Source organism: Pseudomonas sp. R25(2017) (assembly GCF_002112565.1).
Taxonomy (GTDB): Bacteria; Pseudomonadota; Gammaproteobacteria; order Pseudomonadales; family Pseudomonadaceae; genus Aquipseudomonas; species Aquipseudomonas ekonensis.
Map to the genome: position 1 here is coordinate 295,127 of NZ_NEHZ01000001.1, position 25,751 is coordinate 320,877.

General features: G+C 63.6%; 27 protein-coding genes. 19 read left to right on the top strand and 8 right to left on the bottom strand.

The window, feature by feature from the left end; translation table 11 throughout:
* Positions 1 to 2: 2 nt before the first annotated feature.
* From CAG31_RS01190 to aroC, 4 genes are all read right to left on the bottom strand, one after another.
* The gene (locus tag CAG31_RS01190) at positions 3 to 548 is read right to left on the bottom strand and encodes an acireductone dioxygenase (protein ID WP_085577649.1); all 546 of its coding nucleotides are present in this window, start codon (positions 546 to 548) and stop codon (positions 3 to 5) included.
* Positions 549 to 642: 94 nt separating this feature from the next.
* Entirely contained in the window at positions 643 to 1,263 is a 621-nt protein-coding gene (locus CAG31_RS01195; protein WP_085577650.1) for a methylthioribulose 1-phosphate dehydratase, read from the bottom strand.
* Positions 1,260 to 2,405, bottom strand: coding sequence for an MFS transporter (locus CAG31_RS01200; RefSeq protein ID WP_085577651.1), 1,146 nt, complete (start codon positions 2,403 to 2,405; stop codon positions 1,260 to 1,262). Before CAG31_RS01200 ends, CAG31_RS01195 begins: the two co-directional genes overlap by 4 nt.
* A 33-nt stretch (positions 2,406 to 2,438) precedes the next feature.
* Complete coding sequence (gene aroC, locus CAG31_RS01205) at positions 2,439 to 3,530, bottom strand: chorismate synthase (RefSeq protein ID WP_085577652.1); 1,092 nt, start codon at positions 3,528 to 3,530, stop codon at positions 2,439 to 2,441.
* Positions 3,531 to 3,660: 130 nt separating this feature from the next.
* On the opposite strand from aroC, the gene CAG31_RS01210 reads away from it, so the two are divergent.
* Both CAG31_RS01210 and CAG31_RS01215 read left to right on the top strand, forming a co-directional pair.
* On the top strand, positions 3,661 to 4,611 hold the full coding sequence (locus tag CAG31_RS01210) for an alpha/beta hydrolase (protein ID WP_085577653.1): 951 nt from the start codon (positions 3,661 to 3,663) through the stop codon (positions 4,609 to 4,611).
* Positions 4,612 to 4,714: 103 nt separating this feature from the next.
* A complete protein-coding gene (locus CAG31_RS01215; RefSeq protein WP_085577654.1) occupies positions 4,715 to 5,506 on the top strand; it encodes a hypothetical protein in 792 nt (263 codons plus the stop codon).
* 53 nt (positions 5,507 to 5,559) lie between these two features.
* Here the strand turns inward: CAG31_RS01215 and prmB are convergent, their stop codons facing one another.
* Positions 5,560 to 6,468 (bottom strand): 50S ribosomal protein L3 N(5)-glutamine methyltransferase, encoded by a 909-nt coding sequence (gene prmB, locus CAG31_RS01220; RefSeq protein WP_085577655.1) that lies wholly within the window; start codon positions 6,466 to 6,468, stop codon positions 5,560 to 5,562.
* 239 nt (positions 6,469 to 6,707) lie between these two features.
* Here prmB and CAG31_RS01225 point away from each other — a divergent pair, with 239 nt between their 5' ends.
* The 6 genes from CAG31_RS01225 (at position 6,708) to CAG31_RS01255 (ending at position 10,946) form a co-directional block, all read left to right on the top strand.
* Positions 6,708 to 7,298: a cysteine hydrolase family protein gene (locus tag CAG31_RS01225; RefSeq protein ID WP_085577656.1), complete on the top strand. Its 591-nt coding sequence runs from the start codon at positions 6,708 to 6,710 to the stop codon at positions 7,296 to 7,298.
* A 131-nt stretch (positions 7,299 to 7,429) separates the two neighbouring features.
* Entirely contained in the window at positions 7,430 to 7,750 is a 321-nt protein-coding gene (locus tag CAG31_RS01230; RefSeq protein WP_085577657.1) for a hypothetical protein, read from the top strand.
* 74 nt (positions 7,751 to 7,824) lie between these two features.
* Positions 7,825 to 8,382, top strand: coding sequence for a Smr/MutS family protein (locus tag CAG31_RS01235; protein WP_085577658.1), 558 nt, complete (start codon positions 7,825 to 7,827; stop codon positions 8,380 to 8,382).
* A gap of 599 nt (positions 8,383 to 8,981) precedes the next feature.
* Complete coding sequence (locus tag CAG31_RS01240) at positions 8,982 to 9,512, top strand: hypothetical protein (protein WP_085577659.1); 531 nt, start codon at positions 8,982 to 8,984, stop codon at positions 9,510 to 9,512.
* A gap of 414 nt (positions 9,513 to 9,926) precedes the next feature.
* Complete coding sequence (gene folE, locus CAG31_RS01250; RefSeq protein WP_218189694.1) at positions 9,927 to 10,472, top strand: GTP cyclohydrolase I FolE; 546 nt, start codon at positions 9,927 to 9,929, stop codon at positions 10,470 to 10,472.
* Positions 10,473 to 10,574: 102 nt separating this feature from the next.
* On the top strand, positions 10,575 to 10,946 hold the full coding sequence (locus tag CAG31_RS01255; RefSeq protein WP_085577661.1) for a glutathione S-transferase N-terminal domain-containing protein: 372 nt from the start codon (positions 10,575 to 10,577) through the stop codon (positions 10,944 to 10,946).
* Positions 10,947 to 11,045: 99 nt separating this feature from the next.
* Here the strand turns inward: CAG31_RS01255 and CAG31_RS01260 are convergent, their stop codons facing one another.
* Complete coding sequence (locus tag CAG31_RS01260; protein ID WP_085577662.1) at positions 11,046 to 12,212, bottom strand: PLP-dependent aminotransferase family protein; 1,167 nt, start codon at positions 12,210 to 12,212, stop codon at positions 11,046 to 11,048.
* 81 nt (positions 12,213 to 12,293) lie between these two features.
* Between CAG31_RS01260 and CAG31_RS01265 the strand changes: the two genes are divergently transcribed.
* The 3 genes from CAG31_RS01265 to CAG31_RS01275 all read left to right on the top strand — a co-directional run bounded on the left by CAG31_RS01265 (position 12,294) and on the right by CAG31_RS01275 (position 15,158).
* The gene (locus tag CAG31_RS01265) at positions 12,294 to 12,740 is read left to right on the top strand and encodes a MarR family winged helix-turn-helix transcriptional regulator (protein ID WP_085577663.1); all 447 of its coding nucleotides are present in this window, start codon (positions 12,294 to 12,296) and stop codon (positions 12,738 to 12,740) included.
* Between the two features lie 369 nt (positions 12,741 to 13,109).
* The gene (locus CAG31_RS01270) at positions 13,110 to 14,459 is read left to right on the top strand and encodes an NCS2 family permease (RefSeq protein WP_085577664.1); all 1,350 of its coding nucleotides are present in this window, start codon (positions 13,110 to 13,112) and stop codon (positions 14,457 to 14,459) included.
* A gap of 72 nt (positions 14,460 to 14,531) precedes the next feature.
* Positions 14,532 to 15,158: a LysE family translocator gene (locus CAG31_RS01275; RefSeq protein ID WP_085577665.1), complete on the top strand. Its 627-nt coding sequence runs from the start codon at positions 14,532 to 14,534 to the stop codon at positions 15,156 to 15,158.
* 209 nt (positions 15,159 to 15,367) lie between these two features.
* Here the strand turns inward: CAG31_RS01275 and uraH are convergent, their stop codons facing one another.
* Complete coding sequence (uraH, locus tag CAG31_RS01280) at positions 15,368 to 15,721, bottom strand: hydroxyisourate hydrolase (protein ID WP_011333195.1); 354 nt, start codon at positions 15,719 to 15,721, stop codon at positions 15,368 to 15,370.
* 429 nt (positions 15,722 to 16,150) lie between these two features.
* Here uraH and puuE point away from each other — a divergent pair, with 429 nt between their 5' ends.
* The 8 genes from puuE to CAG31_RS01320 all read left to right on the top strand — a co-directional run bounded on the left by puuE (position 16,151) and on the right by CAG31_RS01320 (position 24,327).
* A complete protein-coding gene (puuE, locus tag CAG31_RS01285; RefSeq protein ID WP_085577666.1) occupies positions 16,151 to 17,077 on the top strand; it encodes an allantoinase PuuE in 927 nt (308 codons plus the stop codon).
* Positions 17,074 to 17,589 (top strand): 2-oxo-4-hydroxy-4-carboxy-5-ureidoimidazoline decarboxylase, encoded by a 516-nt coding sequence (gene uraD, locus CAG31_RS01290; protein ID WP_085577667.1) that lies wholly within the window; start codon positions 17,074 to 17,076, stop codon positions 17,587 to 17,589. Before puuE ends, uraD begins: the two co-directional genes overlap by 4 nt.
* A 91-nt stretch (positions 17,590 to 17,680) precedes the next feature.
* Positions 17,681 to 18,682, top strand: coding sequence for an allantoicase (gene alc, locus CAG31_RS01295; RefSeq protein WP_085577668.1), 1,002 nt, complete (start codon positions 17,681 to 17,683; stop codon positions 18,680 to 18,682).
* A 135-nt stretch (positions 18,683 to 18,817) separates the two neighbouring features.
* Positions 18,818 to 19,321 (top strand): ureidoglycolate lyase, encoded by a 504-nt coding sequence (locus CAG31_RS01300; protein ID WP_085577669.1) that lies wholly within the window; start codon positions 18,818 to 18,820, stop codon positions 19,319 to 19,321.
* Between the two features lie 51 nt (positions 19,322 to 19,372).
* On the top strand, positions 19,373 to 20,686 hold the full coding sequence (locus CAG31_RS01305) for a urate hydroxylase PuuD (RefSeq protein ID WP_085577670.1): 1,314 nt from the start codon (positions 19,373 to 19,375) through the stop codon (positions 20,684 to 20,686).
* Positions 20,687 to 20,852: 166 nt separating this feature from the next.
* A complete protein-coding gene (locus CAG31_RS01310) occupies positions 20,853 to 22,211 on the top strand; it encodes a nucleobase:cation symporter-2 family protein (protein WP_085577671.1) in 1,359 nt (452 codons plus the stop codon).
* Positions 22,212 to 22,370: 159 nt separating this feature from the next.
* Positions 22,371 to 23,156 carry an outer membrane protein OmpK gene (locus CAG31_RS01315; protein ID WP_085577672.1) on the top strand — a complete coding sequence of 262 codons (786 nt, stop codon included), beginning with the start codon at positions 22,371 to 22,373 and terminating at the stop codon, positions 23,154 to 23,156.
* A gap of 385 nt (positions 23,157 to 23,541) precedes the next feature.
* Positions 23,542 to 24,327 (top strand): outer membrane protein OmpK, encoded by a 786-nt coding sequence (locus CAG31_RS01320; RefSeq protein ID WP_085577673.1) that lies wholly within the window; start codon positions 23,542 to 23,544, stop codon positions 24,325 to 24,327.
* A gap of 222 nt (positions 24,328 to 24,549) precedes the next feature.
* On the opposite strand, the gene CAG31_RS01325 is transcribed toward CAG31_RS01320, so the two are convergent.
* The gene (locus tag CAG31_RS01325; protein ID WP_085577674.1) at positions 24,550 to 25,722 is read right to left on the bottom strand and encodes a patatin-like phospholipase family protein; all 1,173 of its coding nucleotides are present in this window, start codon (positions 25,720 to 25,722) and stop codon (positions 24,550 to 24,552) included.
* Positions 25,723 to 25,751 lie beyond the last annotated feature (29 nt).

Sequence of the window (25,751 nt, forward strand, 5' to 3'; positions counted from 1 at the left end):
GCTCAGTCCTCCAGGCGCGGGAAGCGGGCGGCGATATCTTCGCCGGTGAAGTTGGCGACCCAGCCTTCGGGGTTGTTGAACAGGCGGATCGCGACGAAATGCGGGTGCTCGCCCATGTCGAACCAGTGTTTGGTGCCGGCGGGCACCGAGATCAGGTCGTTCTTTTCGCACAGCACCGCGTACACGTAGTCGTCGATGTGCAGGGTGAACAAGCCTCGGCCGGCGACGAAGAAACGCACTTCGTCCTCGCCGTGGCGGTGCTCGTCGAGGAACTTGGCGCGCAGTTCGGCCTTCTGCGGGTGGTCGCTGTTGAGGCTGACCACATCGACGGTGATGTAACCGCGTTCGGTCATCAGTTTGTCGATCTGCTCGCGGTAGGCGCCGATGACTTCGTCCTGGCTGGCGCCGGGCTCGATCTTCGTGGCGGCCTGCCAGCGGTCGAAGCGCACGCCCTGCTCGGCCAGGGTCGCGGCGATGTCTTCGAAATGGGTCAGCACCTTGTTCGGAATCTCAGGGCTGGAAACGTGGTAGACGGACAGGCTGCTCATGGGGCAATTCCTCGGTTTCGGCCACGCCGTCCGGCTTGTGGACACCGGTGGGCGCAGCGCTGCATCAGGCGGTCGGCGACGTCGGCGTCTGCCGTTAACGGTTCAATACGCTGCGGGTCTTGAGCTCGCATTCAAACAGGAATTCGAAGGCCTCGATCTGGCGCAGCGCGTCGCTCATCTGCGCGCCCCAGGTGTAGAGGCCGTGGCCGCGGATCAGATACCCGACGCAGTCGGGGTGGGCGTCCAGCCAAGGCTGCACCTTGGCGGCCAGGCGTGCAATGTCCTGGTCGTTATCGAAGATCGGCACCCGCACCCGGGACTCGTGGGTCGAAACGCCGCTGAAGGCCTTCTGCAGTTCGTAGTCTTCGAAATCGATGAAGTCGCCCGGCGTCAGGCGCGACAGCACCGTGGCGTTGACCGAATGGGTGTGCAGCACCGCGCCGACTTCGGGGCGCCAGGTGTAGAGCTGGGTGTGCAGCAAGGTTTCGGCGGACGGTTTCTTGCCCGGCTCCAGGCTATTGCCGGAAAGGTCGGTGGCGAGCACGTCGTCCTGGCCCAGTTGCCCCTTGTGCTTGCCGGACACGGTCAGCAACGCCTCGCTCGGCGACAGGCGCACCGAGTAGTTGCTGCTGGTGGCCGGCGACCAGCCGCGGCCATAAAGGAAGCGCCCGGCGTCGATGATCTGCTGGGCGAGCTGTTCACGGGTAAGGCTCATGGCCTGTCCTCTTGCATGCGAGTGGCAATGATAACGGCAGCGGCGAACGCTGCGAGGCTTGCGATACTAAAGGTCAATGTCGCGCCGAGGGCGTTCCAGCTGTACCCGGCGTACAGCGCGCCGAGCGCGCCGCCGGTGCCGGCCAGCGCCGCGTACAGCGCCTGGCCCTGGCCTTGCTGGCGGGCGCCGAAGCTACGTTGCACGAATTGGATGGCAGCGGCATGAAAGCTGCCGAACGTGGCCGCGTGCAGCACCTGGGCGAACAGCAGCGCCCCGAGGAATTCGGCGAACGAACCCAAGAGCAGCCAGCGCAGCGCCGCCAGCAGGAAACTGGCCATCAGCACCCGACGCAGGGAGAAGCGCGCCAGGATCCGGCTCATGGCCATGAACATCAGCACCTCGGCGACCACGCCCAGCGCCCACAGCATGCCGATCACGCCGCGGCTGTAGCCCAGGCGTTCCAGGTGCAGGGTCAGGAACGTGTAGTACGGCCCGTGGCTCATCTGCATCAGCGCCACGCACGCGTAGAACGCCAGCACGCCGGGGCGGCGCAATTGCTTGAGAAAGCCCTCCCCCGTCGGCCGGTCGCCCTGGGCGGGCTGCGCGTTCGGCACCCACAGGCTGCTGAGGACGATGCCCGCCATGATCAGCACCAGCGCCGCCGGATAGATGTCCAGGCTCAGCCATTCGAACAGCCGGCCCAGCGCGACCACGGTGATGATGAAGCCGATGGAGCCCCACAGGCGGATCTGGCTGTAGCGGGAGGTCTGGCCTTGCAGGTGCGCCAGGGTGATGACCTCGAACTGCGGCAGCACCGCGTGCCAGAAGAACGCATGCAGCGCCATGACCATCGCCAGCCACGCGTAGCTCTTGCTGACGAAGATCAGCGAGAACGTCAGCAGCGTGCACACCGCGCCGAAGCGCACGATGGCCAGGCGCCTGCCGGTGTGGTCGCCCAGCCAGCCCCAGAGGTTCGGCGCCACGCAGCGCATCAGCATCGGGATCGCCACCAGCTCGCCGATGCGTGCGGCGCTGAACCCCAGATGATCGAAGTACAGCGCCAGGAACGGCGCCGTCGAGCCGAGCAAGGCGAAATAGAACAGGTAGAAACTGGACAGCCGCCAGTACGGGAGCGCCGCCATGCCGTCAGGCCACGGCGGCTGTCAGGCGGCCCATCAGAGCTGGCCCAGCACCGGGGTGCTCACCTTCACGTCGGCGTTCTGCCCGCGGTGGCGCAGCAGGTGGTCCATCAGCACGATGGCCATCATCGCCTCGGCGATCGGCGTGGCGCGGATGCCGACGCACGGGTCGTGGCGGCCCTTGGTGATCACGTCCACCGGGTTGCCGTGGATGTCGATGGAGCGGCCCGGCGTGGTGATGCTCGACGTCGGCTTGAGCGCCAGGTGCGCCACGATCGGCTGGCCGGAGGAGATGCCGCCCAGGATGCCGCCGGCGTTGTTGCTCAGGAAGCCTTCCGGGGTCAGCTCGTCGCGGTGCTCGGTGCCGCGCTGGGCCACGCAGGCGAACCCGGCGCCGATCTCCACACCCTTCACCGCGTTGATGCTCATCAGCGCGTGGGCCAGTTCGGCGTCGAGGCGGTCGAAGATCGGCTCGCCCAGGCCCGGCATCACGCCTTCGGCCACGACGGTGATCTTGGCGCCGACCGAATCCTGGTCGCGACGCAGCTGGTCCATGTAGGCCTCCAGCTCAGGCACCTTGTCCGGATCCGGGCTGAAGAAGGCGTTCTGCTCCACCGAGTCCCAGGTCTTGAACGGGATTTCGATCGGGCCGAGCTGGCTCATGTAGCCGCGCACGACGATGCCCTGGCTGGCCAGGTACTTCTTGGCGATGGCGCCAGCGGCCACGCGCATCGCGGTTTCCCGCGCCGAGCTGCGGCCGCCGCCGCGGTAGTCGCGCTCGCCGTACTTGTGGTGGTAGGTGTAGTCGGCGTGGGCCGGGCGGAACAGGTCCTTGATCGCCGAGTAGTCCTTGGACTTCTGGTCGGTGTTGCGGATCAGCAGGCCGATGGCGCAACCGGTGGTGCGGCCCTCGAACACGCCGGACAGGATCTCGACCTCGTCGGCCTCCTGGCGCTGGGTGGTGTGGCGGCTGGTGCCCGGCTTGCGCCGGTCGAGGTCGCGCTGCAGGTCGTCCAGGGAGATCTCCAGGCCCGGCGGGCAGCCGTCGACAATGGCGACCAACGCCGGTCCATGGCTCTCGCCTGCGGTGGTGACAGTGAACAGCTTGCCGTAGGTATTGCCGGACATGCAGGACGCTCCGTGAAATCGAACCCAAATTCGTGATGCGCGCCAGTATACGCAGGCTAACCGACTAGTTCATCCTCGAACCTTACGGGTGATGCCGAGTCCAACCGGCACCTTTGCAAATGATGGCGTGATGATGCTGCGAGTTTTGATCTTGAGCCTGACCCTTCTGACCGGCTTTGCCCAGGCGACCGTCCTGCAACGCCCGGTCACTTTGACCACCGACAGCGGCGAACTTTTCGGCTCGCTGTTGCTGCCAAAGTCCGACAAGCCTGTGCCTGTCGTCTTGATCCTTTCTGGCTCGGGGCCTACGGACCGTGACGGAAACAACCCCGACGGCGGGCGCAACGACAGCCTCAAGCGGCTGGCGTGGGTGCTGGCCAAGCACAATGTCGCCAGCGTCCGGTTCGACAAGCGCGGCGTGGCCGCGAGCCTGGCGGCCACGCCGGACGAGCGCAACCTGACCGTGGAGGCCTACGTTTCAGATGCCGTGGCCTGGGGCCGCCAGCTCAAGGCTGACCCGCGCTTCGGCCCGTTGATCCTGCTCGGCCACAGCGAAGGCGCGCTGATCGCCAGCCTCGCTGCGCCGAAAGTCGATGCGGCGGCGGTGATTTCCCTGTCCGGCAGCGCCCGCCCCATCGATCAGGTGCTGCGCCAGCAACTGGCCCGCAGCCTGCCGCCGGCCTTGATGCTGCGCAGCAACGAACTGCTCGACAGCCTCAAGGCCGGTCACACCGACGACCGCGTGCCGGCGCCGTTGCAGGTGATTTTCCGGCCGAGCGTGCAGCCCTACCTGATTTCCCTGTTCCGCCAGGATCCGGCGGCGGCCTTCGCGGCGCTGAAGATGCCGGCGCTGATCGTCCAGGGCAGCCACGACATCCAGGTGCAGGTCGATGACGCCCGTCTGCTCAAGGCCGCCAAACCGGATGCGCAACTGGCGCTGATCGAAGGCATGAACCATGTGCTGCGCATCGTTCCCAACGACGTGAAGCGGCAATTGGCCTCCTACAAGGACCCGAATCTGCCGCTGGCGGCCGAGCTCGGCGCGCGGCTGCTCGAATTCATTGACGGGCTTCGCACCTGATTAAGCGGCGTTTGCCCTCCAGTCCTCGGAAAAACGGCCGATAAGCGTTTGTCGCCCGCGTATCGGCTGGCGGCAAGCAGCGCTTGGACAGGATCTCGCCGTTATGACTGAAACCCAGACTTCACCCGACACCACCGCTGAAAAAGACGCACCGCCAGCGGTCGAGCTGCCATGGGCGGATGTCCACGTCGAGCACCACAAGATGCTCCGCCTGGCCCCCCAGCAGACCGACCGGAACACCGGCGCAAGGCCGCTGCGCTTTGTCGAGTTCGGTTACGCCGAACGCCACGGCAAGGACAAGAGCCTGATGCGCATGGCCATCAAGCTGCCCGGCCAGCGCGTGCGCAAGGAACAGAACCATCTGGACGTGTGGGTCGACCACACGGCCAAACGCGTGCATTTCGGCCCGGACACCGGCCTGCAGATCGAGCCGGTGAACCGCGGCATCGGCCGCTTCATGGCCGCCCAGGGCATTACATGGGCGAAAAAGCGCTGGCCCGGCTACACCGTCGACGGCACCGACCTGAACAACAAGGACGCGCTGAACGAAGACACCCGCCTGCGCCGCGACCATTTCCTGCGCGGACACGGCTTTGAAGTGGCCTACGCCGACGCCCAGCACCTCAAGGGCAGCGTCAAGGACGTCGAGGTCGGCGACCTGCGCGGCGACTGGAACACGGAAAAGCTGCAGATCGTCGAGATTCTGGAGGCCGCGCAGATGCTGCAGCAGGCCGAGCAGAACCTGGCCGAGCAGGAAGTCAAACTGAAGAAACAGGAAGAAAAGGTCAGCAAGTTCAAGCGCGAAGACGCCGGGCTGCGCTTCACCATCACGTGCCTGGTGGCGTTCGCGGTGTTCCAGGCCGGCCTGCTGATCTGGATCGCCACCCACCGCTGACAGGTGTCGTGGCGAGGGCGCTCACTCCCCCCGCCACACGCTGCGCCGTCAGGTCAGACGCGCGAAGCGAACAGCGCCTGATGGGCGCGGCACTGTTCGGCGGTGAGCATGAACACACCGTGCCCGCCGCGCTCGAACTCCAGCCAGGCGAAATCGACTTCCGGGTACAGCGCCTCGACGTGCACCTGGCTGTTGCCCACCTCGACGATCAGCAAGCCTTTCTCGGTCAGATGGTCCGCCGCCTCGGCGAGCATCCGCCGCACCAGATTCAGGCCGTCGTCACCGCAGGCCAGGCCCAGTTCCGGTTCGTGCTGGTACTCGTCCGGCATGTCGGCGAAATCTTCCGCATCGACGTAGGGCGGGTTCGACACGATCAGGTCGAAGCGTTGCCCCGGCAGACCGTCGAAGCCGTCGCCCTGCACCGTGTACACGCGCTCTTCGACGCCATGGCGCTCGATGTTCTGGTTCGCCACCTCCAACGCCTCGAACGACAGATCCGCCAGCACCACTTCGGCGTCCTGGAACTCGTAGGCGCAGGCGATGCCGATGCAGCCGGAACCGGTGCACAGGTCGAGGATCCGCGCAGGCGCGTTGCCGATCCACGGCGCGAAGCGGTTTTCGATCAGCTCGCCGATCGGCGAACGCGGGATCAGCACGCGGGAATCGACGATGAACGACATCCCGCAGAACCAGGCCTCGCCCAGCAGGTAGGCGGTCGGGATGCGCTCGACGATGCGGCGCTTGAGCAGATGCTGAAGATGGACCAGCTCATCGTCTTCAAGTGCGCAGTCGAGGTAGCTGTCGGCGATTTCCCACGGCAGGTGCAGCGCACCCAACACCAGTTGCCGGGCTTCGTCCCAGGCGTTGTCGGTGCCATGGCCGAAAAACAGATCCTCCCCATGGAAGCGGCTGACGGCCCAACGGATATGGTCACGCAGGGTACGAAGTCGGGAAGTGATCACGGGGCAGAACTCCAGAAAAAACGACTGGCGATTCTACCAGCCAAAACGCGCCACGACGACGCAGGAAAAACTCTGGCTCATCGGTAGGACTTTTCTATTTTTCACGCCAGCTATTGAACAGAACGTGTCACTTGACAAGGCTGCAGCCCAGTAACGACGGTGCCTACGATGGTAGCGATTCACAGAACCGCTCAGCCAGAGGACAATGTCGCAAAAGCCCCCTCCCAAGGAGCCCCAGAATGTCCGTTCCAAAAACGATGTTTCAACTCAGCGGCCGCGGTTACGCAGCGGCCACGTTGAGCCATGCCACCGTGGTCATCATCGATGCCCAGAAGGAATACCTCAGCGGCCCGCTGGCCCTGAGCGGCATGGACGCGGCTGTCGCGAACATCAAGCAACTGGTCGCCGCCGCCCGTGCGGCCGGTCGTCCGATCGTGCATGTGCGCCACCTCGGCACCGTCGGCGGCCTGTTCGACCCGCAGGGCGAACGCGGCGAGTTCATCCCCGGCCTGGAACCCCAGGGCGATGAGACCATCATCGGCAAACTGCTGCCGAGCGCCTTCCACGGCACCGAACTCTACGATCGCCTGCAGACCCTCGGTTCGCTGGATCTGATCGTCTGCGGCTTCATGAGCCACTCCAGCGTCAGCACCACCGTGCGCGCGGCGAAGAACCTGGGCTTCCGCTGCACCCTGGTCGAAGACGCCTGCGCCACCCGCGACCTGCCGTTCAAGGGCCGCGTGCTCAGCGCCGAACAGGTGCAGGAGGCGGAAATGGCGATCATGGCCGACAACTTCGCCACCCTCGCGCTGACCCAGGACCTGATCTGAAAACCCCTTCGGTGAGCGGCCCGCCGCGCCGCTCATCCGCAAAAGCCTCGCATTCGCTTCAATTACCCTAGCCTCAGGAACAACCCGGTCAACTCCCGGTCGAAGGGCCGATACCATTGAGGAAGGTCGGAATGAAGTTATCCGATGGATTTGACGCACGCCGCTTGCGGCCCAAGGGCCAACGCAACTGGCGTTTTCGGTTCGGCGCTGCGTTCGCCGCCATCCTGGCGACGTTCGGGGTGCTGCTGGCGATGGCCGGGGCCGCCAGCCTGCTGGGGCGCCCGCCGGCGCTCGGCGACCTGAACGCCACGCCCGCCGCTTCGGCGATCGTCCTGGCGCTCGGTCTGCTGTTCCTGTACTTCGGCGTGGCCCTGTGGCGCCGCTGCCGACGCCGGGCCCGGCAATCGCGGGAACTGAACATGTCCCCGCACCTGATGAAAAAACACGACTGACCCGACGGCCCGGCTTTTTGCCGGGCCGTTTTGCGTCGACTTGGGTAAACTGGCCGCCCTTCGCGGAGGCTGACATGCAAGACGACGATTTTTCCCTGTTCAAAAGTGCGATCCAAGGCGTCAAGCCGATCAAGCACGACCGCGCCGACACCGGCAAACCCAAGGCCGACCGCGCACAGATCGCCAAGCTGCGCCAATCCGCGACCGTGCGCACCGATGCCACCACCGTCGACGGTCTGTCGGATCAGTTCGTGATCGACGTCGGCCCGGAAGACGAGCTGATGTGGGCCCGCGACGGCGTCCAGGAAAGCCAGGTGCGCAAGCTCAAGGCCGGCCAGATCCCGTTCGAGGGCAGCCTCGACCTCCATGGCATGACTGTCGAAAAGGCCCGGGAGACCCTGTGGGCGTTCCTGGCCGAAGCCACGAAGCTCGAGATCCGCTGCGTGCGCGTCACCCACGGCAAGGCCGTGCGGCTGGACGGCAAGCGGCCGATGATCAAGAGCCACGTCAACACCTGGCTGCGCCAGCATCCGCAGGTGCTCGGCTTCACCTCGTGCCAGCCCCGGCACGGCGGCGCAGGCTCGGTGTATGTGATGCTCAAACGCACCATGATGGAAGGCCGCGACGAATAGCGTCGTCCGGCCGATGCGGCGGGAGCGGTGCAAGCCGCCGCCCCGTCCATTTCGAAACAGACGATTGCCAAGGAAGTGCGGCGAACGGCTTTTCATCCATTGCTGCGCAACTCTTGGCTCTTCTGCACGCCAAACACGTCTGCGCAAACTTCATTATCTGTAGGACACTCAGTCTTTTACCTTTCCCGTCTGCGCACCAGTCAATACTTTGACCATCAATGTATTGATCTGTCGGTGGCATTAAACGCAAACACCTCTCTCGCCAAACCCACTTCTTATATATAGCCAATCGCGATATATGTTTCGCACCTACACATTGCCAAAGGCACATCCACGGGTGCCCTCTATCCACCTGGCCTGCGCGAAAGGCCCTTCCGCTCCATTCCACAAATAGCCAATAGTTAAAGAGACACACTTTTTTAGTTAACTTCGAAATATAAAACCGCAGCAACTAACCTTAAACAATAAAGACCATGGCAAACATTGACAGAGTGGAATTGTCCTACAAAAATTGCCGAGCGCGTTTCCAAGGCCGGATGCGCGCAACAGGGAGAAGTTCAACTACCGAACTTCAAGGCAAATAAAAAAAGGAAATTAAAATGTCACAAGCACTCAAGGAACAAGCGTCGGAAAAATATCAAGGACAGGTCAAGACCTTCACCATCTTCAAACAGAACGGCATTTCCCTCACGCTGGATCTGCCCGGCACCCTGCAGTTCAACCAGAACAGCCAGGAAATCTACCCTCCCCTCTCAGGCTCTGTTCTATCTGTCGCCCCGGTTCTGGTGAATGAAACGGGCTTCGACATTGTTTCGGCGACGTTCAGCGTCGTTCTCAACGACGTATTGGATGCAACCAACGTCATCGCAAACGTCCGGTGGTGGAACATGGACCTTCTGGAGGGTCAACAGACCATGGAGTTCGTGTGCGGACCGGTCAGTAACGGAAACAAGGTCACCAGTACGCCTTCCACGATCGGGTACTCGCGCATCCGTTGGGCGACCATGGCGAACAACGGCCACGGCACCGCTTCGTTCTCCAACAGCGTGAGCTTGGTGTCGCTCACCTTCGGCCCAATCAAATTGGATCCGAGCAAGACGTCTCCCGGGCCTATCGTCCAGATCGGCTGACCGACCTGCCGCCGCAGGGCCTGACGTTCCGGTTCCTGCGGCTGCACACGGCGTTCCAAACCTTTCACCCGCGCACCGCCAGCCGCCTTCACCCAGAAAGAGCACCTTCGGTCGGTCAAGGCTTCCGCCCCCTACGCAGGGTGGCCTGAACGTCGGGCACCGCCCGGCGCAGCCAATCGAATTGGGGATTCACGCCCGTCGGCCATACAAACGCCCACCCACTTACGCTACCATGTGCCGAATGGCGGGTATGAACCCTGCGTTTATCGCCACTCAGCCCGGTCACGTCCAGACGTAGCCTTTGACCTGAGCCCTGGTCGAGGAGACCCGGACGGCCCGACAGTGGCTTGAGCGGCACACAATCGGTACGGACAGATACAGTACCCCACTGAAACCCTTATGGAATCAGCCTCTGTGACACTGGAACAGAACTACACCGCGATCCTCGGCCAACTGGGCGAAGACGTGTCCCGCGAGGGCCTGCTCGACACCCCAAAACGTGCAGCCAAGGCCATGCAGTACCTCTGCCGCGGTTATCAACAGACGCTCGAAGAGGTCACCAACGGTGCCCTGTTCAGCTCCGACAACAGCGAAATGGTGCTGGTCAAGGACATCGAGCTGTACTCGTTGTGCGAACACCACCTGCTGCCGTTCATCGGCAAGGCCCACGTCGCCTACATCCCGAGCGGCAAGGTGCTGGGCCTGTCCAAGGTGGCGCGGATCGTCGACATGTACGCCCGTCGCCTGCAGATCCAGGAGAACCTCAGCCGCCAGATCGCCGACGCGGTGCAGCAAGTCACTGGCGCCCTGGGCGTGGCGGTGGTGATCGAGGCCAAGCACATGTGCATGATGATGCGCGGTGTGGAGAAGCAGAATTCGTCGATGATCACCTCGGTGATGCTGGGTGAGTTCCGCGAGAATGCGGCGACCCGCAGCGAGTTCCTCAGCCTGATCAAGTGATCCGCGATTCAGGAAAACCGGCGTTGATCGCCGGTTTTTTTTCGTGCGCGAAAAATCGGGTAAGCTGCGCGCCTTCTCCAATGTCCCTGTGAGGCTTGTAACGTGTTCGTCAAAGCGCTTCGTGTCGGCCTCGGCCAACTGATCATCTTCATCGACTTCCTGACCCGCCCAAGCAAGAAACAGCGCCCCGCCGCCGCCCAGGCCCAGGTGGATGCCGCCGCCAAAGAGCTGACCCTGTACCAGTTCCACGCCTGCCCGTTCTGCGTGAAGACCCGCCGCACCCTGCGCCGCCTGAACGTGCCTGTGGCCCTGCGCGATGCGAAGAACGACGAGCAGCACCGCCAGGCCCTGCTGGAACAGGGCGGCAAGATCAAGGTGCCGTGCCTGCGCATCGAAGAGAACGGCCAGACCACCTGGATGTATGAGTCCAAGGTGATCATCGAATATCTGGACAAGCGGTTTGCCGCAGCCTGACCGCGGTTTGGCCATCGCCAGCAGGCTGGCGATGAGGCCTGCCGGATCGCCACATGTTCCAGAAAAAACAAACCGGCCCCTGAGCCGGTTTGTTCGTTTTCAGGCCGCCTCGTCCGCCTGCGCCCGCCGAACCACCGCCGCCAATCGCTTGATCCCTTCATCCAGCCGCTGCGGATCGATGTGGCTGAAGTTCAGCCGCAAATGACCGAGGTTGCGCTCTGGCTCCGGAAAGAACGGTTCCCCCGGCATGAACGCCACGTCATCGGCCAGCGCAGCGTCGAGCAAGGTGCGGGTGTCCAGCGGTCGCTTGAGGGTCAGCCAGAAAAACAGCCCGCCCTGGGGCGCGTTCCAGTCCGCCAGGTCTGAGAAGTGCCTTTCCAGCGCCGACTGGAACGCGTCGCGGCGCTCACGGTAGAAATCGCGCAACCGGGCCAGGTGCGCCCGGTAGTGCTCGCTGCCGATCCATTGCAGGGCTTGCCACTGGCCGATGCGGTTGGTGTGCAGGTCCGCCGACTGCTTGAGCTTGAGCAGGTGGGGAAACAGGTCGGGACTCGCGATCAGGTAACCGACGCGCAAGCCCGGCAGCAGCGTCTTGGACACCGTGCCGGTGTAGATCCAGCTGGATTTCTTCAAGCGCCCGGCGATCGGCCGGGCGCTGCCGCCGTCGAAGGTCAGTTCGCGGTAGGGCTCGTCCTCGATCAGCGTGACGCCGAATTCGTCCAGCAGCGCAGCGACGGCTTCGCGCTTGGCTTCGCTGTAACGCACGGCCGACGGGTTCTGGAAGGTCGGGATCAAGTAGACGAACGCCGGACGATGCCGTTCAAGGCGCTGACGCAGTTGCCCAAGATCCGGGCCGTCCGCCTCCAGCGGAACGGTCAGGCAGTCAGCGCCGAACAGCTGGAAAATCTGCAGCGCCGCCAGGTAGGTCGGTGCTTCGAGCAGGATTGGCGTGCCCTTGTCGATGTACAGCTTGGCCGCCAGATCGAGGGTCTGCTGCGAGCCGCTGACCACCAGCACCTGGCTCGCCGCGCACGGCAGGCCCAGCGCCCTCGCCTCGGCCGCGAGCCTTTCGCGCAAGGCCGGTTCGCCTTCGCTCATGCCGTATTGGCCGAGGGTCACCGGCATGTCGCTCCATTCGACGTTCGGCAGCATGGCTTCGGCCGGCAGGCCGCCGGCGAACGACATCACTTCCGGCCGTTGGGCGGCGGCGAGGATTTCACGGATCAGAGAACTTTTGAGGCGCGAGACACGTTCGGAAAAAGCCATGGAATCACCGCTGGCGAGGGTTGAGGGAGTTGAGTCAAACTGCTTGACCGAAACTACGACAGTCCGAGCGAGTACGTCAACATGATTGACCTTAAAAGCCCCGTCAGCCAGCAACAGGCCATGGAAGCGTTTTTCTTCGGCTATCAGGCGTTCACCGCCAAGGCCGACGAAATGCTTGAACGGCGGGGTCTGTCCCGGGTGCATCAGCGCATCGTGTTTTTCATCGCCCGCTACCCCAACCTGAGCGTCAAGGAGCTGCTGGCCTTGCTCGGCGTCAGCAAGCAGGCGCTGAACATGCCGCTGCGGCAGTTGCAGGAAATGCACCTGGTGGACAGCGTGGCGTCGCAGACCGACAAGCGTAAGCGCCTGCTGGAGCTGACGGCCGAAGGCGCGAAGTTCGAACAGGCGCTGCGGCGCGAGCAAGTGAAACTGCTGGAGCGGGTGTTCGGCGAAGCCGGAGAGGCAGCGGTGAACGGCTGGCTGGCGGTGAACCTGGCATTGGGGAACAGTCAGGCTCATCCCGACTGATCCGACCGGCCCCATCGCTGGCCAGTCGAATCCTTGCACCGCAGCGCCCACAGTTTTTGTGGTGTACCTGCATCTTGCACACGGCTGGGATACCTGTGGGAGCCGGCCTGCCGGCGATGACGGTGGGCCAGACAACAAAGATGTCGGCAGCGCCCGCAGGCTCGGCAATGGCGATATAGCCCTATCGCCAGATCTTTCGTCGACAAAGCCAAAAACATTATTTGCTTTATTTGTATACAAAAGCATAATCCACTGCGTGCGAGTTCCTGACCTAACGGTCAACAAATTCGCGTAAGCCTCAAAGGGCCGCTGCCACCCCTCCTGGGTCCGGCCCTGGAAATAACAATAAAACTCTTGAGGAGTACCGCTGTGGAAAGCCGCAAATCCGAAGCATCGACGCTGGATCTCTCGCCGCCGTTACGCAACGGCCTGTTGGAGCGCATCTTCAAACTCAGCTTGCACGGCACCACGGTGAAGACCGAGCTGATTGCCGGTCTGACAACCTTCATCACCATGGCCTACATCATTTTCGTCAACCCGAACATCATGGCCGACGCCGGCATCGACCACGGTGCGGCGTTCGTCGCCACCTGCATCGCGGCGGCGCTGGGCTGCCTGCTGATGGGCCTGTACGCCAACTGGCCGGTGGGCCTGGCGCCGGGGATGGGCCTCAATGCGTTCTTCACCTACACCGTGGTCGGCACCATGGGCTACAACTGGGAGACCGCGCTCGGTGCGGTGTTCGTCTCCGGCGTGCTGTTCATGATCCTGACCTTCTCGCGCATCCGCGAATGGCTGCTCAACAGCATTCCGGTCAGCCTGCGCTTTGCGATGGGCGCCGGCGTCGGCCTGTTCCTGGGGCTGATCGGCCTGAAGACCGCCGGCATCGTGGTCGACAGCCCGGCCACCCTGATCAAGCTCGGCTCCCTGCGCGAGCCGGGCCCGCTGCTCGCCGCCCTGTGCTTCCTGATGATCGCGATCCTCAGCTACCACAAGGTGTTCGGCGCGATCCTCATCAGCATCATCACCGTGACCCTCGCCGGCTGGGGCCTGGGCCTGGTGCACTACGAAGGGATCCTGTCGGCCCCGCCGAGCCTGGCCCCGACCTGGATGGCCATGAACGTGGCCGGCGTGTTCAACGTCAGCATGATCAGCGTCGTGCTCGCTTTCCTGTTCGTGCACATGTTCGACACCGCCGGCACCCTGATGGGCGTTGCCCAGCGGGCCAACCTGGTGGGGGCTGACGGGCGCATCGAAAACCTGTCCCGCGCCATGAAAGCCGACAGCGCCTCCAGCGTGTTCGGTGCCGTGGTCGGCGTACCGCCGGTCACCAGTTACGTGGAAAGCGCCGCCGGCGTGGCCGCTGGCGGTCGGACCGGTCTTACCGCCGTCACCGTGGGTGTGCTATTTATTGCCGCCATGTTCTTCGCCCCGCTGGCCGGCATGATTCCCGCCTACGCCACCGCCGGCGCACTGATCTATGTCGCGATGCTGATGATGGGCGGCATGGCCCACATCGAATGGGACGAGGCGACCGACAGCATTCCGGCGATCGTCACCGCGATCATGATGCCGCTGACCTTCTCGGTGGCCGACGGCATCGCGCTGGGCTTCATCACCTACGTGGCGCTGAAGGCCGGCACCGGCAAGTACAAGGAAATTTCCGTCAGTCTGTGGGTGCTCTGTGCGATCTTCATCGCCAAGTTCATCTTCTTGTAAGCGTCACGCGGATCTGGCTACGAACCGGCCTCACCCCTTCGGGTGAGGCTTTTGCGCAAATGGAGGAAAGTGATGAGTCTGGAAACCTGGTTGCTGTTCAGCGGCGCTGCATTGGTGGTGATCCTCATTCCCGGGCCGCTGTCGCTGCTCATGATCAGCAACAGCCTGAACTATGGGCTGCGCCGCTCTTACCCGGCGTTTCTCGGTGGTGTGATCGCCTCGATCTGCCTGCTCAGCGCCTCGGCGCTGGGGCTCGGCGCGTTGCTGCTGGCCTCGGAGCAACTGTTCAGCGCCTTGAAGATCGTCGGTGCGCTGTACCTGTTCTACCTCGCCTGGCAGAGCTGGCAGCAATCGCGCCTGCCGTCGGTCGGCGCCGAAGTGCCCCAGGCCGCGCCGGTTCCGCGCTTTCGCACGCTGTTCGGGCGCGCTTTCGTGCTGGGCGCCAGCAACCCCAAGGACATCCTGTTCTTCGCCGCCTTCCTGCCGCAGTTCCTCAGCGCCCAGCAGCCGTTCCTGCCGCAGCTGCTGATCATGATCGCGACCTGGGTGGTGCTCGACCTGTGCTGCAAGCTGGCCTACGGCCTCGGGGCCCACGGCGCGGCGCGTTACCTGCGCAGCGGCAAGGGCCAGAGCTGGTTCAACCGGGTCAGCGCCGGGCTGTTCAGCGGCGCAGGGGCGGCGTCTCTGCTTAGCCGGTAAAAGCATCGCTGGCAAGCCAGCTCCCACAGGCTCGGGGTGTTCAGATTTATTGCGCACGACCTGGACACTGTGGGAGCTGGCTTGCCAGCGATGGCATCAGCACAGGCACAACTTTTCTGCAGGCAAAAAAAAGCCCGCAGTGTGAGCGGGCGAAAGACCAAAGAAGCTATATGCGCAGTCGCTTCCCGGCGGGGGCAGCTGCTTGGGGGTCAGCTGCCCCGATAGGTGGAATAGCTGTACGGCGAGATCAGCAGCGGCACGTGGTAATGGTCCTGCTCGGCAGAGATGCCGAAGCGCAGCACCACCACGTCCAGAAACGCCGGCTCCGGCAGCTGGACGCCACGGGCGCGGTAGTAGTCGCCGGCATGGAACTGCACCTGATAGACCCCGGTGCGGTAGTCATCGCCCTGCAGCAGCGGCGCATCGACCCGGCCGTCGCTGTTGGTGAGCGCACTGGCGACCAATTCCAGGTGCGAACCCTCAACGCGGTACAGCTCGACCTTGATCGAGCTGCCCGGGCAACCGTGTGCAGCGTCCAAAACGTGTGTCGTCAAACGTCCCATTGATTCTGCGCGCCTGCCTGCCGGAAGCAGTCAGGCCTCGCGCCTCCCGAAGTCAGTTGAAAAGGAGGCCGCACCGTTTCGGAGCCCGAAAAGCTGCGGCGAGCGACTGATTAAGACACTTTTAAGAAAAATTGTACACAATAAAAACGACATTTTTCCGTCCACCCCCGCCATCCGCCGATTTCCCGCCGATTCGCCGGCAATCCCTGCTTTCATTGAACCCCTGATCCATTAGCTGACCGGTCAGGCAGATTTCTTGCAGGCTCACGCCTTTATCAGGAAAAGATGACGGCCGGCGAAAAATGCGAAAATTCAGGCTTACAAACTGAGAATAAAGTTGTATACAATCAGCCCATCGCTGTGACGCCAGCCTGCCACCTCACGCCAGGGCGCCACACCACCTGTCAACGAATAAGAAGGAAGACTGCAGTGAGCGCTGACTATCCACGCGACCTGATCGGTTACGGCAGTAACCCTCCTCACCCACACTGGCCGGGCAATGCCCGGATCGCCCTGTCCTTCGTGCTCAACTACGAAGAAGGCGGCGAGCGCAACGTCCTGCACGGCGACAAGGAATCCGAAGCCTTCCTTTCCGAGATGGTCGCGGCGCAGCCCCTGCAGGGTGTGCGCAACATGAGCATGGAATCCCTTTACGAGTATGGCAGCCGCGCCGGCGTGTGGCGGATCCTGAAACTGTTCAAGGCATTCGACATTCCCCTGACCGTGTTCGCCGTCGCCATGGCCGCCCAGCGCCACCCGGACGTGATCCGCGCAATGGCCCAGGCCGGCCACGAGATCTGCAGCCACGGCTACCGCTGGATCGACTACCAGTACATGGACGAGGCCCAGGAGCGCGAGCACATGCTCGAAGCGATCCGCATCCTCACCGAAATTACCGGCGAACGCCCGCTGGGCTGGTACACCGGCCGCACCGGCCCGAACACCCGCCGGCTGGTGATGGAAGAAGGCGGTTTCCTCTACGACAGCGACACCTACGACGACGACCTGCCCTACTGGGAACCGAACAACCCGACCGGCAAGCCGCACCTGGTGATCCCATACACCCTCGACACCAACGACATGCGCTTCACCCAGGTGCAGGGCTTCAACAAGGGCGACGACTTCTTCGAATACCTCAAGGACGCGTTCGACGTGCTCTACGCCGAAGGCGCCGAGGCGCCGAAGATGCTCTCGATCGGCCTGCACTGCCGCCTGGTGGGCCGTCCGGCGCGCCTGGCCTCGCTCAAGCGCTTCCTCGAATACGCCAAGAGCCATGAGCAGGTGTGGTTCAGCCGCCGCGTCGACATCGCACGCCACTGGCACGCGACCCACCCGTACCAAGGGGCCGCCAAATGAGTACCTTCCAGACCGTCAAGCCGTCGGCCCTGGGCCGCGACGCCTTCGTCAAGGCCTTCGCCGACATCTACGAACATTCGCCATGGGTGGCCGAAAAGGCCTTCGACCTGGGCCAGGACGCTTCGCTCGACGAGATCGAGACCCTGCACCAGCGCATGAGCGATATCCTGTTGAGCGCCGATCACGCAAGCCAGCTTGCCCTGATCAACGCTCACCCGGACCTGGCCGGCAAAGCCGCCGTCCAGGGCCAACTGACCGAAGCCAGCACCAACGAACAAGCCGGCGCCGGTATCCACCAATGCACGGCCGAAGAGTTCCAGCGCTTCACCGAGCTGAACGACGCCTACAAGGCCAAGTTCAAGTTTCCCTTCATCATGGCGGTAAAGGGGAGCAACCGGCATCAGATCCTCGCGGCGTTCGAAACGCGCATCCACAACCCGGTGGACACCGAGTTCAAGTGCGCGCTGGCGGAGATCAACAAGATCGCCCTGTTCCGTTTACTGACTCTTTGAGCGAGCCTGGCCCGAGAAACCTCTAGAACGCTTGTGTTTCCCAGGGCCCCGCAAGCATCCCCAGCCACATATTTAAAGGCAGACAAGAAGAATGAAAGCTTACGCCGTACCTTTCGAGAAGTTCGTCAACCTGGCCGATGCCCGCCTGGGCACCAAGATCATCTCGGTCACCGATGACTGGTTCGCAGACGCCAACCGTCTGTTCCAACCGACCCCGGCCGTCTGGAAGGAGGGCGTGTTCGATGACAACGGCAAGTGGATGGACGGCTGGGAATCCCGCCGCAAGCGCTTCGAAGGCTACGACAGCGCGGTGATCCGCCTGGGCGTGCCGGGCTCGATCAAGGGCGTGGACATCGACACCTCATTCTTCACCGGCAACTTCCCGCCGTCGGCCTCCCTGGAAGCCTGCTTCCTGGCCTCCGGCGAGCCGGACGAGAACACCCAGTGGACCGAAGTGCTGTCGGCCGTCGAGCTGCAAGGCAACAGCCACCACTACCATGAAATCAGCAACGACCAGGCGTTCAGCCACCTGCGCTTCAACATCTACCCGGACGGCGGCGTGGCCCGTCTGCGCGTGTACGGCATTCCGTTCCGTGACTGGTCCGCCGTCGGCGACAACGAGCAAGTGGACCTGGCCGCCGCCCTCAACGGCGGTCGCGCCCTCGCCTGCTCCGACGAACACTTCGGCCGCATGAGCAACATCCTCAACCCGGGCCGCGGCATCAACATGGGCGACGGCTGGGAAACCGCACGCCGCCGCACGCCAGGCAACGACTGGGTCATCGTCGCCCTGGGCCATCCCGGCGAGATCGAGAAGATCGTCGTCGACACCCTGCACTTCAAGGGCAACTACCCCGACAGCTGCTCGATCCAGGGCGCCTTCGTGAAGGGCGGCACCGACAGCCAGATCGAGACCCAGTCGCTGTTCTGGCGTGAACTGTTGCCGAGCCAGAAGCTGGAGATGCACGCCGAACACACCTTCGTCGAGCAGATCAAGGCACTGGGCCCGATCACCCACATCCGCCTGAACGTGTTCCCGGACGGTGGCGTGAGCCGTCTGCGCCTGTTCGGCAAGGTCGCTAAACAAGGCTGAACCCCATCGCTGGCAAGCCAGCTCCCACAGGTCTTGTGAACGCCACAGCTCACTGTGGGAGCGGGCTTGCCCCGGGCGGCGTTCCGACGATGGCGACAGTTCTAACAACACAGAATCTTGGATAAGAAGAACAGCATGCGCACACTGACGATTGAACCGCTGACCAAAGAAGCCTTCGCCCCTTTCGGTGACGTCATCGAAACCGACGGCAGCGATCACTTCATGATCAACAACGGTTCGACCATGCGCTTTCACAAACTGGCCACGGTCGAGACCGCCACGCCAGAGGACAACGCGATCATCAGCATCTTCCGCGCCGACGCGCTGGACATGCCGCTGACCGTGAGCATGCTGGAACGCCATCCGCTGGGCAGCCAGGCTTTCATTCCGCTGCTCGGCAACCCCTTTCTGATCGTGGTCGCGCCACTTGGCGATGCACCTGTATCAGGCTTGGTCCGCGCCTTCGTCACCAACGGCAGGCAGGGCATCAATTACCATCGCGGCGTCTGGCACCACCCGGTGCTGACGATCGAAAAGCGGGATGACTTCCTGGTGGTTGATCGCAGTGGCTCAGGCAACAACTGCGATGAGCATTTCTTCAAAGAGGATGAGCGTCTGATCCTCGCCCCCCACCAATAAGAGAAGGTCCGATCACGCGACGACAAGCGTGACGGGCGAGAGGTAACGACTGTGGAAGCACATCTGTTGGAATGGCTGAACCTGAGCGTGCGCTGGGTTCACATGATCACCGGCGTGGCCTGGATCGGCGCGTCGTTCTACTTCGTCTGGCTGGAGAACAACCTCAACCGCGTCAACCCGAAAACCGGTCTTGCGGGCGATCTGTGGGCGATCCACGGCGGCGGCATCTATCACCTGGAAAAGTACAAGCTGGCCCCGCCGTCGATGCCGGAGAACCTGCACTGGTTCAAGTGGGAAGCCTACTTCACCTGGATGTCGGGGATCGCGCTGCTGTGCGTGGTGTTCTACTCCAACCCCGTGCTCTACCTCGTGGCGCCCGGCAGCGGCCTGAGCGGCCCTGAAGGCGTGGCCATCGGCGTCGGCGCGCTGATCGCAGGCTGGTTCATCTACGACTTCCTGTGCGATTCGCCGCTGGGCAAGAAACCCGCCCTGCTCGGCTTCATCCTGTTCGTGCTGATCATCGGCGCGGCCTACGGCTTCAGCAAAGTGTTCAGCGGCCGCGGCGCGTACCTGCACGTCGGCGCGATCATCGGCACCATCATGGTCGGCAACGTGTTCCGCATCATCATGCCGGCCCAGCGCGCCCTGGTGGCCGCGATCGCCGAGAACCGCACGCCGGATCCGGCCCTGCCGGCCAAAGGCCTGCTGCGCTCGCGCCACAACAACTACTTCACCCTGCCGGTGCTGTTCATCATGATCAGCAACCACTTCCCGAGCACCTACGGCAGCCAGTACAACTGGCTGATCCTGGCCGGGATCGCGGTGCTGGCGGTGCTGGTGCGCCACTACTTCAACACCCGCCACGACAGCCACAAGTTCGCCTGGACCTTGCCGGTGGCAGCGGTGGGCATGATCAGCCTGGCCTACGTGACCGGCCCCGCCACCGCCCCGACCGCCCCGGACGTGGCCAAGGCTCCGGCGAAGATCGAGTACCAGCCCCTGCCGGAAACGGCGTTGGGCGGCGGCGCCAAACCGGCCGAGGCCGCGCAGCCGGCCGCACCCGCAGCCCCTGCCGCCGCACCGGCCCAGGCGTCCAATGCCGGCCCTGCGTTCGACAAGGTGCACAGCGTGATCCAGGAACGTTGCGCGGTCTGCCACTCGGCCAAGCCGACCAGCCCGCTGTTCAGCGCAGCCCCTGCCGGCGTGATGTTCGACACCCCTGAACAGATCCGCCAGAACGCGGCGCGGATCCAGGCCCAGGCCATCACCACGCAGATCATGCCGCTGGGCAACATCACCCAGATGACCCAGCAGGAACGTGACCTGATCGGTGCATGGATCGCCCAGGGAGCCCAGACCAACTAAGCAGTAAAAGCATCGCGAGCAGGCTCGCTCCTACACAGGTCATACAAAACCTGTAGGAGCGAGCCTGCTCGCGATTGACCGCAACGCGGTCAGCCTGATGCAAATGACAGCGGTGCGCACCACCACCGCTGTTCAATCACAAGAATAAAAAGATCCGAGGTGTTGCATGTCCGAGCTGTCCAAAGCGCGCATCCCCGACGCACCCGCCATTCAGCGTTTGCCCCTTTTGCAACTGATCCTGGTCGGTCTGCAACATGTTCTGCTGATGTACGGCGGCGCCATCGCGGTTCCGCTGATCATCGGACAGGCCGCAGGCCTGAGTCGCGAGGAAATCGCCTTCCTGATCAACGCCGACCTGCTGGTCGCCGGCATCGCCACCATCGTCCAGTCCCTGGGCATCGGCCCGATGGGCATCCGCATGCCGGTGATGATGGGCGCCAGCTTCGCCGCCGTCGGCAGCATGGTCGCCATGGCCGGCATGCCCGGCATCGGCCTGCAGGGGATCTTCGGCGCGACCATCGCCGCCGGGTTCTTCGGCATGCTCATCGCGCCGTTCATGTCCAAGGTCGTGCGCTTCTTCCCGCCGCTGGTGACCGGCACGGTCATCACCTCGATCGGCCTTTCGCTGTTCCCCGTGGCCGTGAACTGGGCCGGCGGCGGTGCCGCCGCCGCGCAGTTCGGCTCACCCGTCTACCTGGCCATCGCCGCCCTGGTGCTGGCCACCATTTTGCTGATCCACCGCTTCATGCGCGGCTTCTGGGTCAACATCTCCGTGCTGATCGGCATGTGCCTGGGGTATGTGCTCTGCGGCGCCCTCGGCATGGTCGACCTGAGCGGCATGGCCAATGCGCCCTGGGTGCAGTTCGTCACCCCGCTGCATTTCGGTCTGCCGAAGTTCGAGCTGGCGCCGATCCTGTCCATGTGCCTGGTGGTGGTGATCATCTTCGTCGAGTCCACCGGCATGTTCCTGGCGCTGGGCAAGATCACCGGCGAAGACGTCTGCCCGCGCCGGCTGCGGCGCGGCCTGATGTGCGACGCCGCCGCCTCGTTCTTCGCCGGTTTCTTCAACACGTTCACCCATTCCTCGTTCGCCCAGAACATCGGCCTGGTGCAGATGACCGGCGTGCGCTGCCGCTCGGTGACCATCGTCGCCGGCGGCCTGCTGATCGTGCTGAGCCTGTTGCCCAAGGCAGCGTTCCTGGTGGCGTCGATTCCGCCGGCGGTGCTGGGCGGCGCGGCCATCGCGATGTTCGGCATGGTGGCGGCCACCGGGATCAAGATCCTGCAGGAGGCCGACATCGGCGACCGGCGCAACCAGCTGCTGGTGGCGGTGAGCATCGGCATGGGCCTGATCCCGGTGGTGCGTCCGGAGTTCTTCGCCCACCTGCCGGTGTGGATGAGCCCGATCACCCACAGCGGCATCGCCATGGCCACCCTCAGCGCCCTGGTGCTGAACCTGCTGTTCAACATCCTCGGCGGCGCCGAACGCGCAACGATCAACGACTGCCACGCTCACCCGCATTGACGGCAACACGAAGCTCCCTTGTGGGAGCGAGCCTGCTCGCGATAGCGGTGTGTCATTCAACAGTGACGGCGACTGACACGCCCTCTTCGCGAGCAGGCTCGCGCCTACAGGGGATGGGCAACCCTGCGCCTGAAAAACAATAACAAGAGGGAGCACCAGATGATTCGCACGCAATCCGGATTGCTGTTGAGCGGTGGCCTGATGGCCGCCACCCAGGCCATGGCCGGCGACCTGCTGCTGTGGCAGACCAACAGCCTGAGCTACCTGTACGGCAAGAACTTCGCGATCAACCCGTCGATCCAGCAGACGGTGACGTTCGAGCACGCCGACAAATGGAAGTACGGCGACAACTTCCTGTTCGTCGACAAGATCTTCTACAACGGCCAGGAAGACCGCAACAAAGGCCCTCACGCGTTCTACGGCGAATTCAGCCCGCGCCTGTCGCTCGGCAAGATCTTCGACAAGCGGATCGAATTCGGCCCGGTCAAGGACGTGCTGCTGGCGATGACCTACGAATACGGCGAAGGCGACAGCGAGGCCTACCTGATCGGCCCCGGCTTCGACCTCAAGGTGCCGGGCTTCAACTATTTCACCCTCAACTTCTACCGCCGCCAGACCGAAGGCCCGCGCCCCGGCGACGGCGTCTGGCAGATCACGCCGGGCTGGTCGTACAGCATTCCCGTGGGCAACTCCGACGTGCTGATCGACGGCTACCTCGACTGGGTGGTGGACAACGACGAGAACGCGCGCGGCACCTACCACGCCAACCTGCACATCAACCCGCAGATCAAGTACGACCTGGGCAAGGCCCTCGGCTGGCGCGAAAAGCAATTGTACGTGGGCACCGAGTACAGCTACTGGAAGAACAAGTACGGCGTCGAAAGCAGCCACAGTTTCGACACCAACCAGAACACCGCCAGCCTGCTGGTGAAGGTGCACTTCTGAGATGGCCCGCAACCGCGCCCCTTACCTGTCGTCGGTGCTCTGTTGCGGGGCACTTGAGGCCTGGCCGTCGAGTCAGTATTCTCCGCGGCCTCCTGAATTCGGTCTAAAAAAAAGCCCGAATTTAATTCCTGACCGAAAAGCCAACTTATCCAGGCCGCGGTCAGTGCCGAGGCATTCCGAAAACACGTTCATCCGACTGTTTTTCAGCAGCCGGACGGGCGTTTTTTTGCTTTCCGAAAGCCTTGGCGCAGCTCTTGCTGAACGCACCTGCCACAAGCGGCGGAGCTGACCGGACGGACGATTTTCGCAGTAACGAGAAAAGGCGCCACACCAGAGCGCCGACCTTAGAAAAATAACGTGGAACACCTACTTTGGGAGCAACCGAATGAAACGCACCTGCACCAGCCTGATGCTCGCGGGATCCTTGCTGGCCGGCGGCCAGGCCATGGCCGGCGACCTGCTGCAATGGCAGAACAACAGCCTGACCTACCTGTACGGCAAAGACTTCAAGGTCAACCCGGCCATTCAGCAGACCGTCACCTTCGAGCACGCCGATGCGTGGAAGTACGGGGACAACTTCCTGTTCATCGACAAGATCTTCTACAACGGCAAGCCGGATGGCGGCGTCGGCAACAACACCTACTACGGCGAGTTCAGCCCGCGCCTGTCGCTGGGCAAGATCCTCGACCAGAAGATCGAGTTCGGCCCGGTCAAGGACGTGCTGCTGGCGATGACCTACGAGTTCGGTGAAGGCGACGTCGAGTCCTACCTGATCGGCCCGGGCTTCGACCTGGCGATCCCAGGCTTCGACTACTTCCAGCTGAACTTCTACCAGCGCCACACCGAAGGCCCGCGCGCCGGTGACAACGTCTGGCAGATCACCCCGGTCTGGTCCTACACCATTCCGGTCGGCAAGTCGGACGTGCTGATCGACGGCTTCATGGACTGGGTGGTCGACAACGACTCCAATTCCAAGGGCGACTACCACGCCAACCTGCACTTCAACCCGCAGATCAAGTACGACCTGGGCAAGGCGCTGAGCTTCGGCGAGAAGCAGCTGTACGTGGGCGTCGAGTACGACTACTGGAAAGACAAGTACGGGATCGACGACACCCGTGCGTTCACCACCAATCAGAACGTGACCAGCTTCCTGGTGAAGTTCCACTTCTGATTCAGGCCTAAGCGGCGTCCTTGCGGACGCCATCGCGAGCAAGCTCGCTCCCACAGGGCATTGCAGAGACAACAGAATCTGCATTCAACCCGGATCCCCTGTGGGAGCCAGCCTGCTGGCGATGAGGCTGGCACAGCTGACAGCTTCACCGCCTGACACACTGTCATCGCTGGCAAGCCAGCTCCCACAGGGTTTGGGTTCAACCCTGCATCCGAGAACGCCTCAGGCCGGCACCACCGCCTCGCCGATCCCCAGGAACCGGCACAGCTCATCGCGCTTGGCCAACGCATCGCGCCGCCCCAGGTCGATCAGCTCGCTGCAGTACCCCGCCTCGAACAACAGATAGCTCAGCACCCCCGCCCCGCTGGTCTTGGTCGCGCCCGGCCCGCGCAGGAACACCCGCAACGCCGCCGGCAGCTCCTGACGGTGCCGCGCCGCGATTTCGTCGATCGGCTGGCTGGGCGAAATCACCAGCACCTCCACCGGCGCCGCGCCCAACGCCCGGGTCGGCGTGCCGTCGGGCAGCAGATGGCTGAACTGGTTCAGGCGCTGGAGCAGTTCGATGTCGCTTTCCAGGCTGTCGATGAACGTGCTGTTGAGCATGTGCCCGCCGATCTGCGCCAGCGTCGGCTGCTGGCCGGTGTAGGTGCGTTCCAGCGGCTGCTGCGGATCGACGCCGCGCGGGTTGCCGCTCACGCCCACCACCAGCACCCGGCTCGCCCCCAGGTGCAGCGCCGGGCTGATCGGCGCCGACTGCCGCACCGCGCCGTCGCCGAAGAACTCGGCGCCGATCTTCACTGGGGCGAACAGCAGCGGGATCGCCGAACTGGCCAGCAGATGATCCACCGACAGTTGGGTCGGCACGCCGATGCGCCGGTGACGCAGCCACGCATCGATGGCGCCGCCGCCCTGATAGAACGTGACGGCCTGGCCGGACTCGTAGCCGAACGCCGTCACCGCTACCGCATGCAGCTGTTTGCGGGCGATGGACTCGGCGATGCCGGGCATGTGCAGCTTGTCGTGCAGCAGCGAGCGCAGCGGCGAACTGTTGAGCAACGCCACCGGCACCCGCCGGCCCAGGCCCAGCAGGCTGTGGAACACGAACCGGGCGGCCTGGCGGATCACCCCCGGCCAGTCGCTGCGCAGCACCCGGTGGCTGCGGAACCCTTGCCAGAACTGGGTGAGACGCTCGACGGCGGCGCGAAAATCCGTGGCGCCGCTGGCCAGGCTGACCGCGTTGATCGCCCCGGCGGACGTGCCGACGATCACCGGGAACGGGTTGTCCGCCCCCGGCGGCAGCAATTCGGCGATGGCTGCCAGCACCCCGACCTGATAGGCCGCCCGAGCCCCGCCGCCGGAAAGAATCAAACCTGTGACCGGTTCAGCTGGGCTCATCGCAACGCTCCGTGGTGCCTTAAGGGAAA

Coding starts and splice junctions, on each gene's coding strand:
- CAG31_RS01265 (WP_085577663.1), top strand. CDS start 12,294: ATGATTGACCTTAAAAGCCCCGTCAGCCAGCAACAGGCCATGGAAGCG.
- CAG31_RS01195 (WP_085577650.1), bottom strand. CDS start 1,263: ATGAGCCTTACCCGTGAACAGCTCGCCCAGCAGATCATCGACGCCGGG.
- CAG31_RS01260 (WP_085577662.1), bottom strand. CDS start 12,212: ATGGCTTTTTCCGAACGTGTCTCGCGCCTCAAAAGTTCTCTGATCCGT.
- uraH (WP_011333195.1), bottom strand. CDS start 15,721: ATGGGACGTTTGACGACACACGTTTTGGACGCTGCACACGGTTGCCCG.
- CAG31_RS01215 (WP_085577654.1), top strand. CDS start 4,715: ATGACTGAAACCCAGACTTCACCCGACACCACCGCTGAAAAAGACGCA.
- CAG31_RS01315 (WP_085577672.1), top strand. CDS start 22,371: ATGATTCGCACGCAATCCGGATTGCTGTTGAGCGGTGGCCTGATGGCC.
- CAG31_RS01210 (WP_085577653.1), top strand. CDS start 3,661: ATGATGCTGCGAGTTTTGATCTTGAGCCTGACCCTTCTGACCGGCTTT.
- CAG31_RS01200 (WP_085577651.1), bottom strand. CDS start 2,405: ATGGCGGCGCTCCCGTACTGGCGGCTGTCCAGTTTCTACCTGTTCTAT.
- CAG31_RS01190 (WP_085577649.1), bottom strand. CDS start 548: ATGAGCAGCCTGTCCGTCTACCACGTTTCCAGCCCTGAGATTCCGAAC.
- CAG31_RS01310 (WP_085577671.1), top strand. CDS start 20,853: ATGTCCGAGCTGTCCAAAGCGCGCATCCCCGACGCACCCGCCATTCAG.
- CAG31_RS01300 (WP_085577669.1), top strand. CDS start 18,818: ATGCGCACACTGACGATTGAACCGCTGACCAAAGAAGCCTTCGCCCCT.
- aroC (WP_085577652.1), bottom strand. CDS start 3,530: ATGTCCGGCAATACCTACGGCAAGCTGTTCACTGTCACCACCGCAGGC.
- CAG31_RS01240 (WP_085577659.1), top strand. CDS start 8,982: ATGTCACAAGCACTCAAGGAACAAGCGTCGGAAAAATATCAAGGACAG.
- CAG31_RS01230 (WP_085577657.1), top strand. CDS start 7,430: ATGAAGTTATCCGATGGATTTGACGCACGCCGCTTGCGGCCCAAGGGC.
- CAG31_RS01325 (WP_085577674.1), bottom strand. CDS start 25,722: ATGAGCCCAGCTGAACCGGTCACAGGTTTGATTCTTTCCGGCGGCGGG.
- uraD (WP_085577667.1), top strand. CDS start 17,074: ATGAGTACCTTCCAGACCGTCAAGCCGTCGGCCCTGGGCCGCGACGCC.
- CAG31_RS01320 (WP_085577673.1), top strand. CDS start 23,542: ATGAAACGCACCTGCACCAGCCTGATGCTCGCGGGATCCTTGCTGGCC.
- alc (WP_085577668.1), top strand. CDS start 17,681: ATGAAAGCTTACGCCGTACCTTTCGAGAAGTTCGTCAACCTGGCCGAT.
- CAG31_RS01225 (WP_085577656.1), top strand. CDS start 6,708: ATGTCCGTTCCAAAAACGATGTTTCAACTCAGCGGCCGCGGTTACGCA.
- CAG31_RS01235 (WP_085577658.1), top strand. CDS start 7,825: ATGCAAGACGACGATTTTTCCCTGTTCAAAAGTGCGATCCAAGGCGTC.
- CAG31_RS01275 (WP_085577665.1), top strand. CDS start 14,532: ATGAGTCTGGAAACCTGGTTGCTGTTCAGCGGCGCTGCATTGGTGGTG.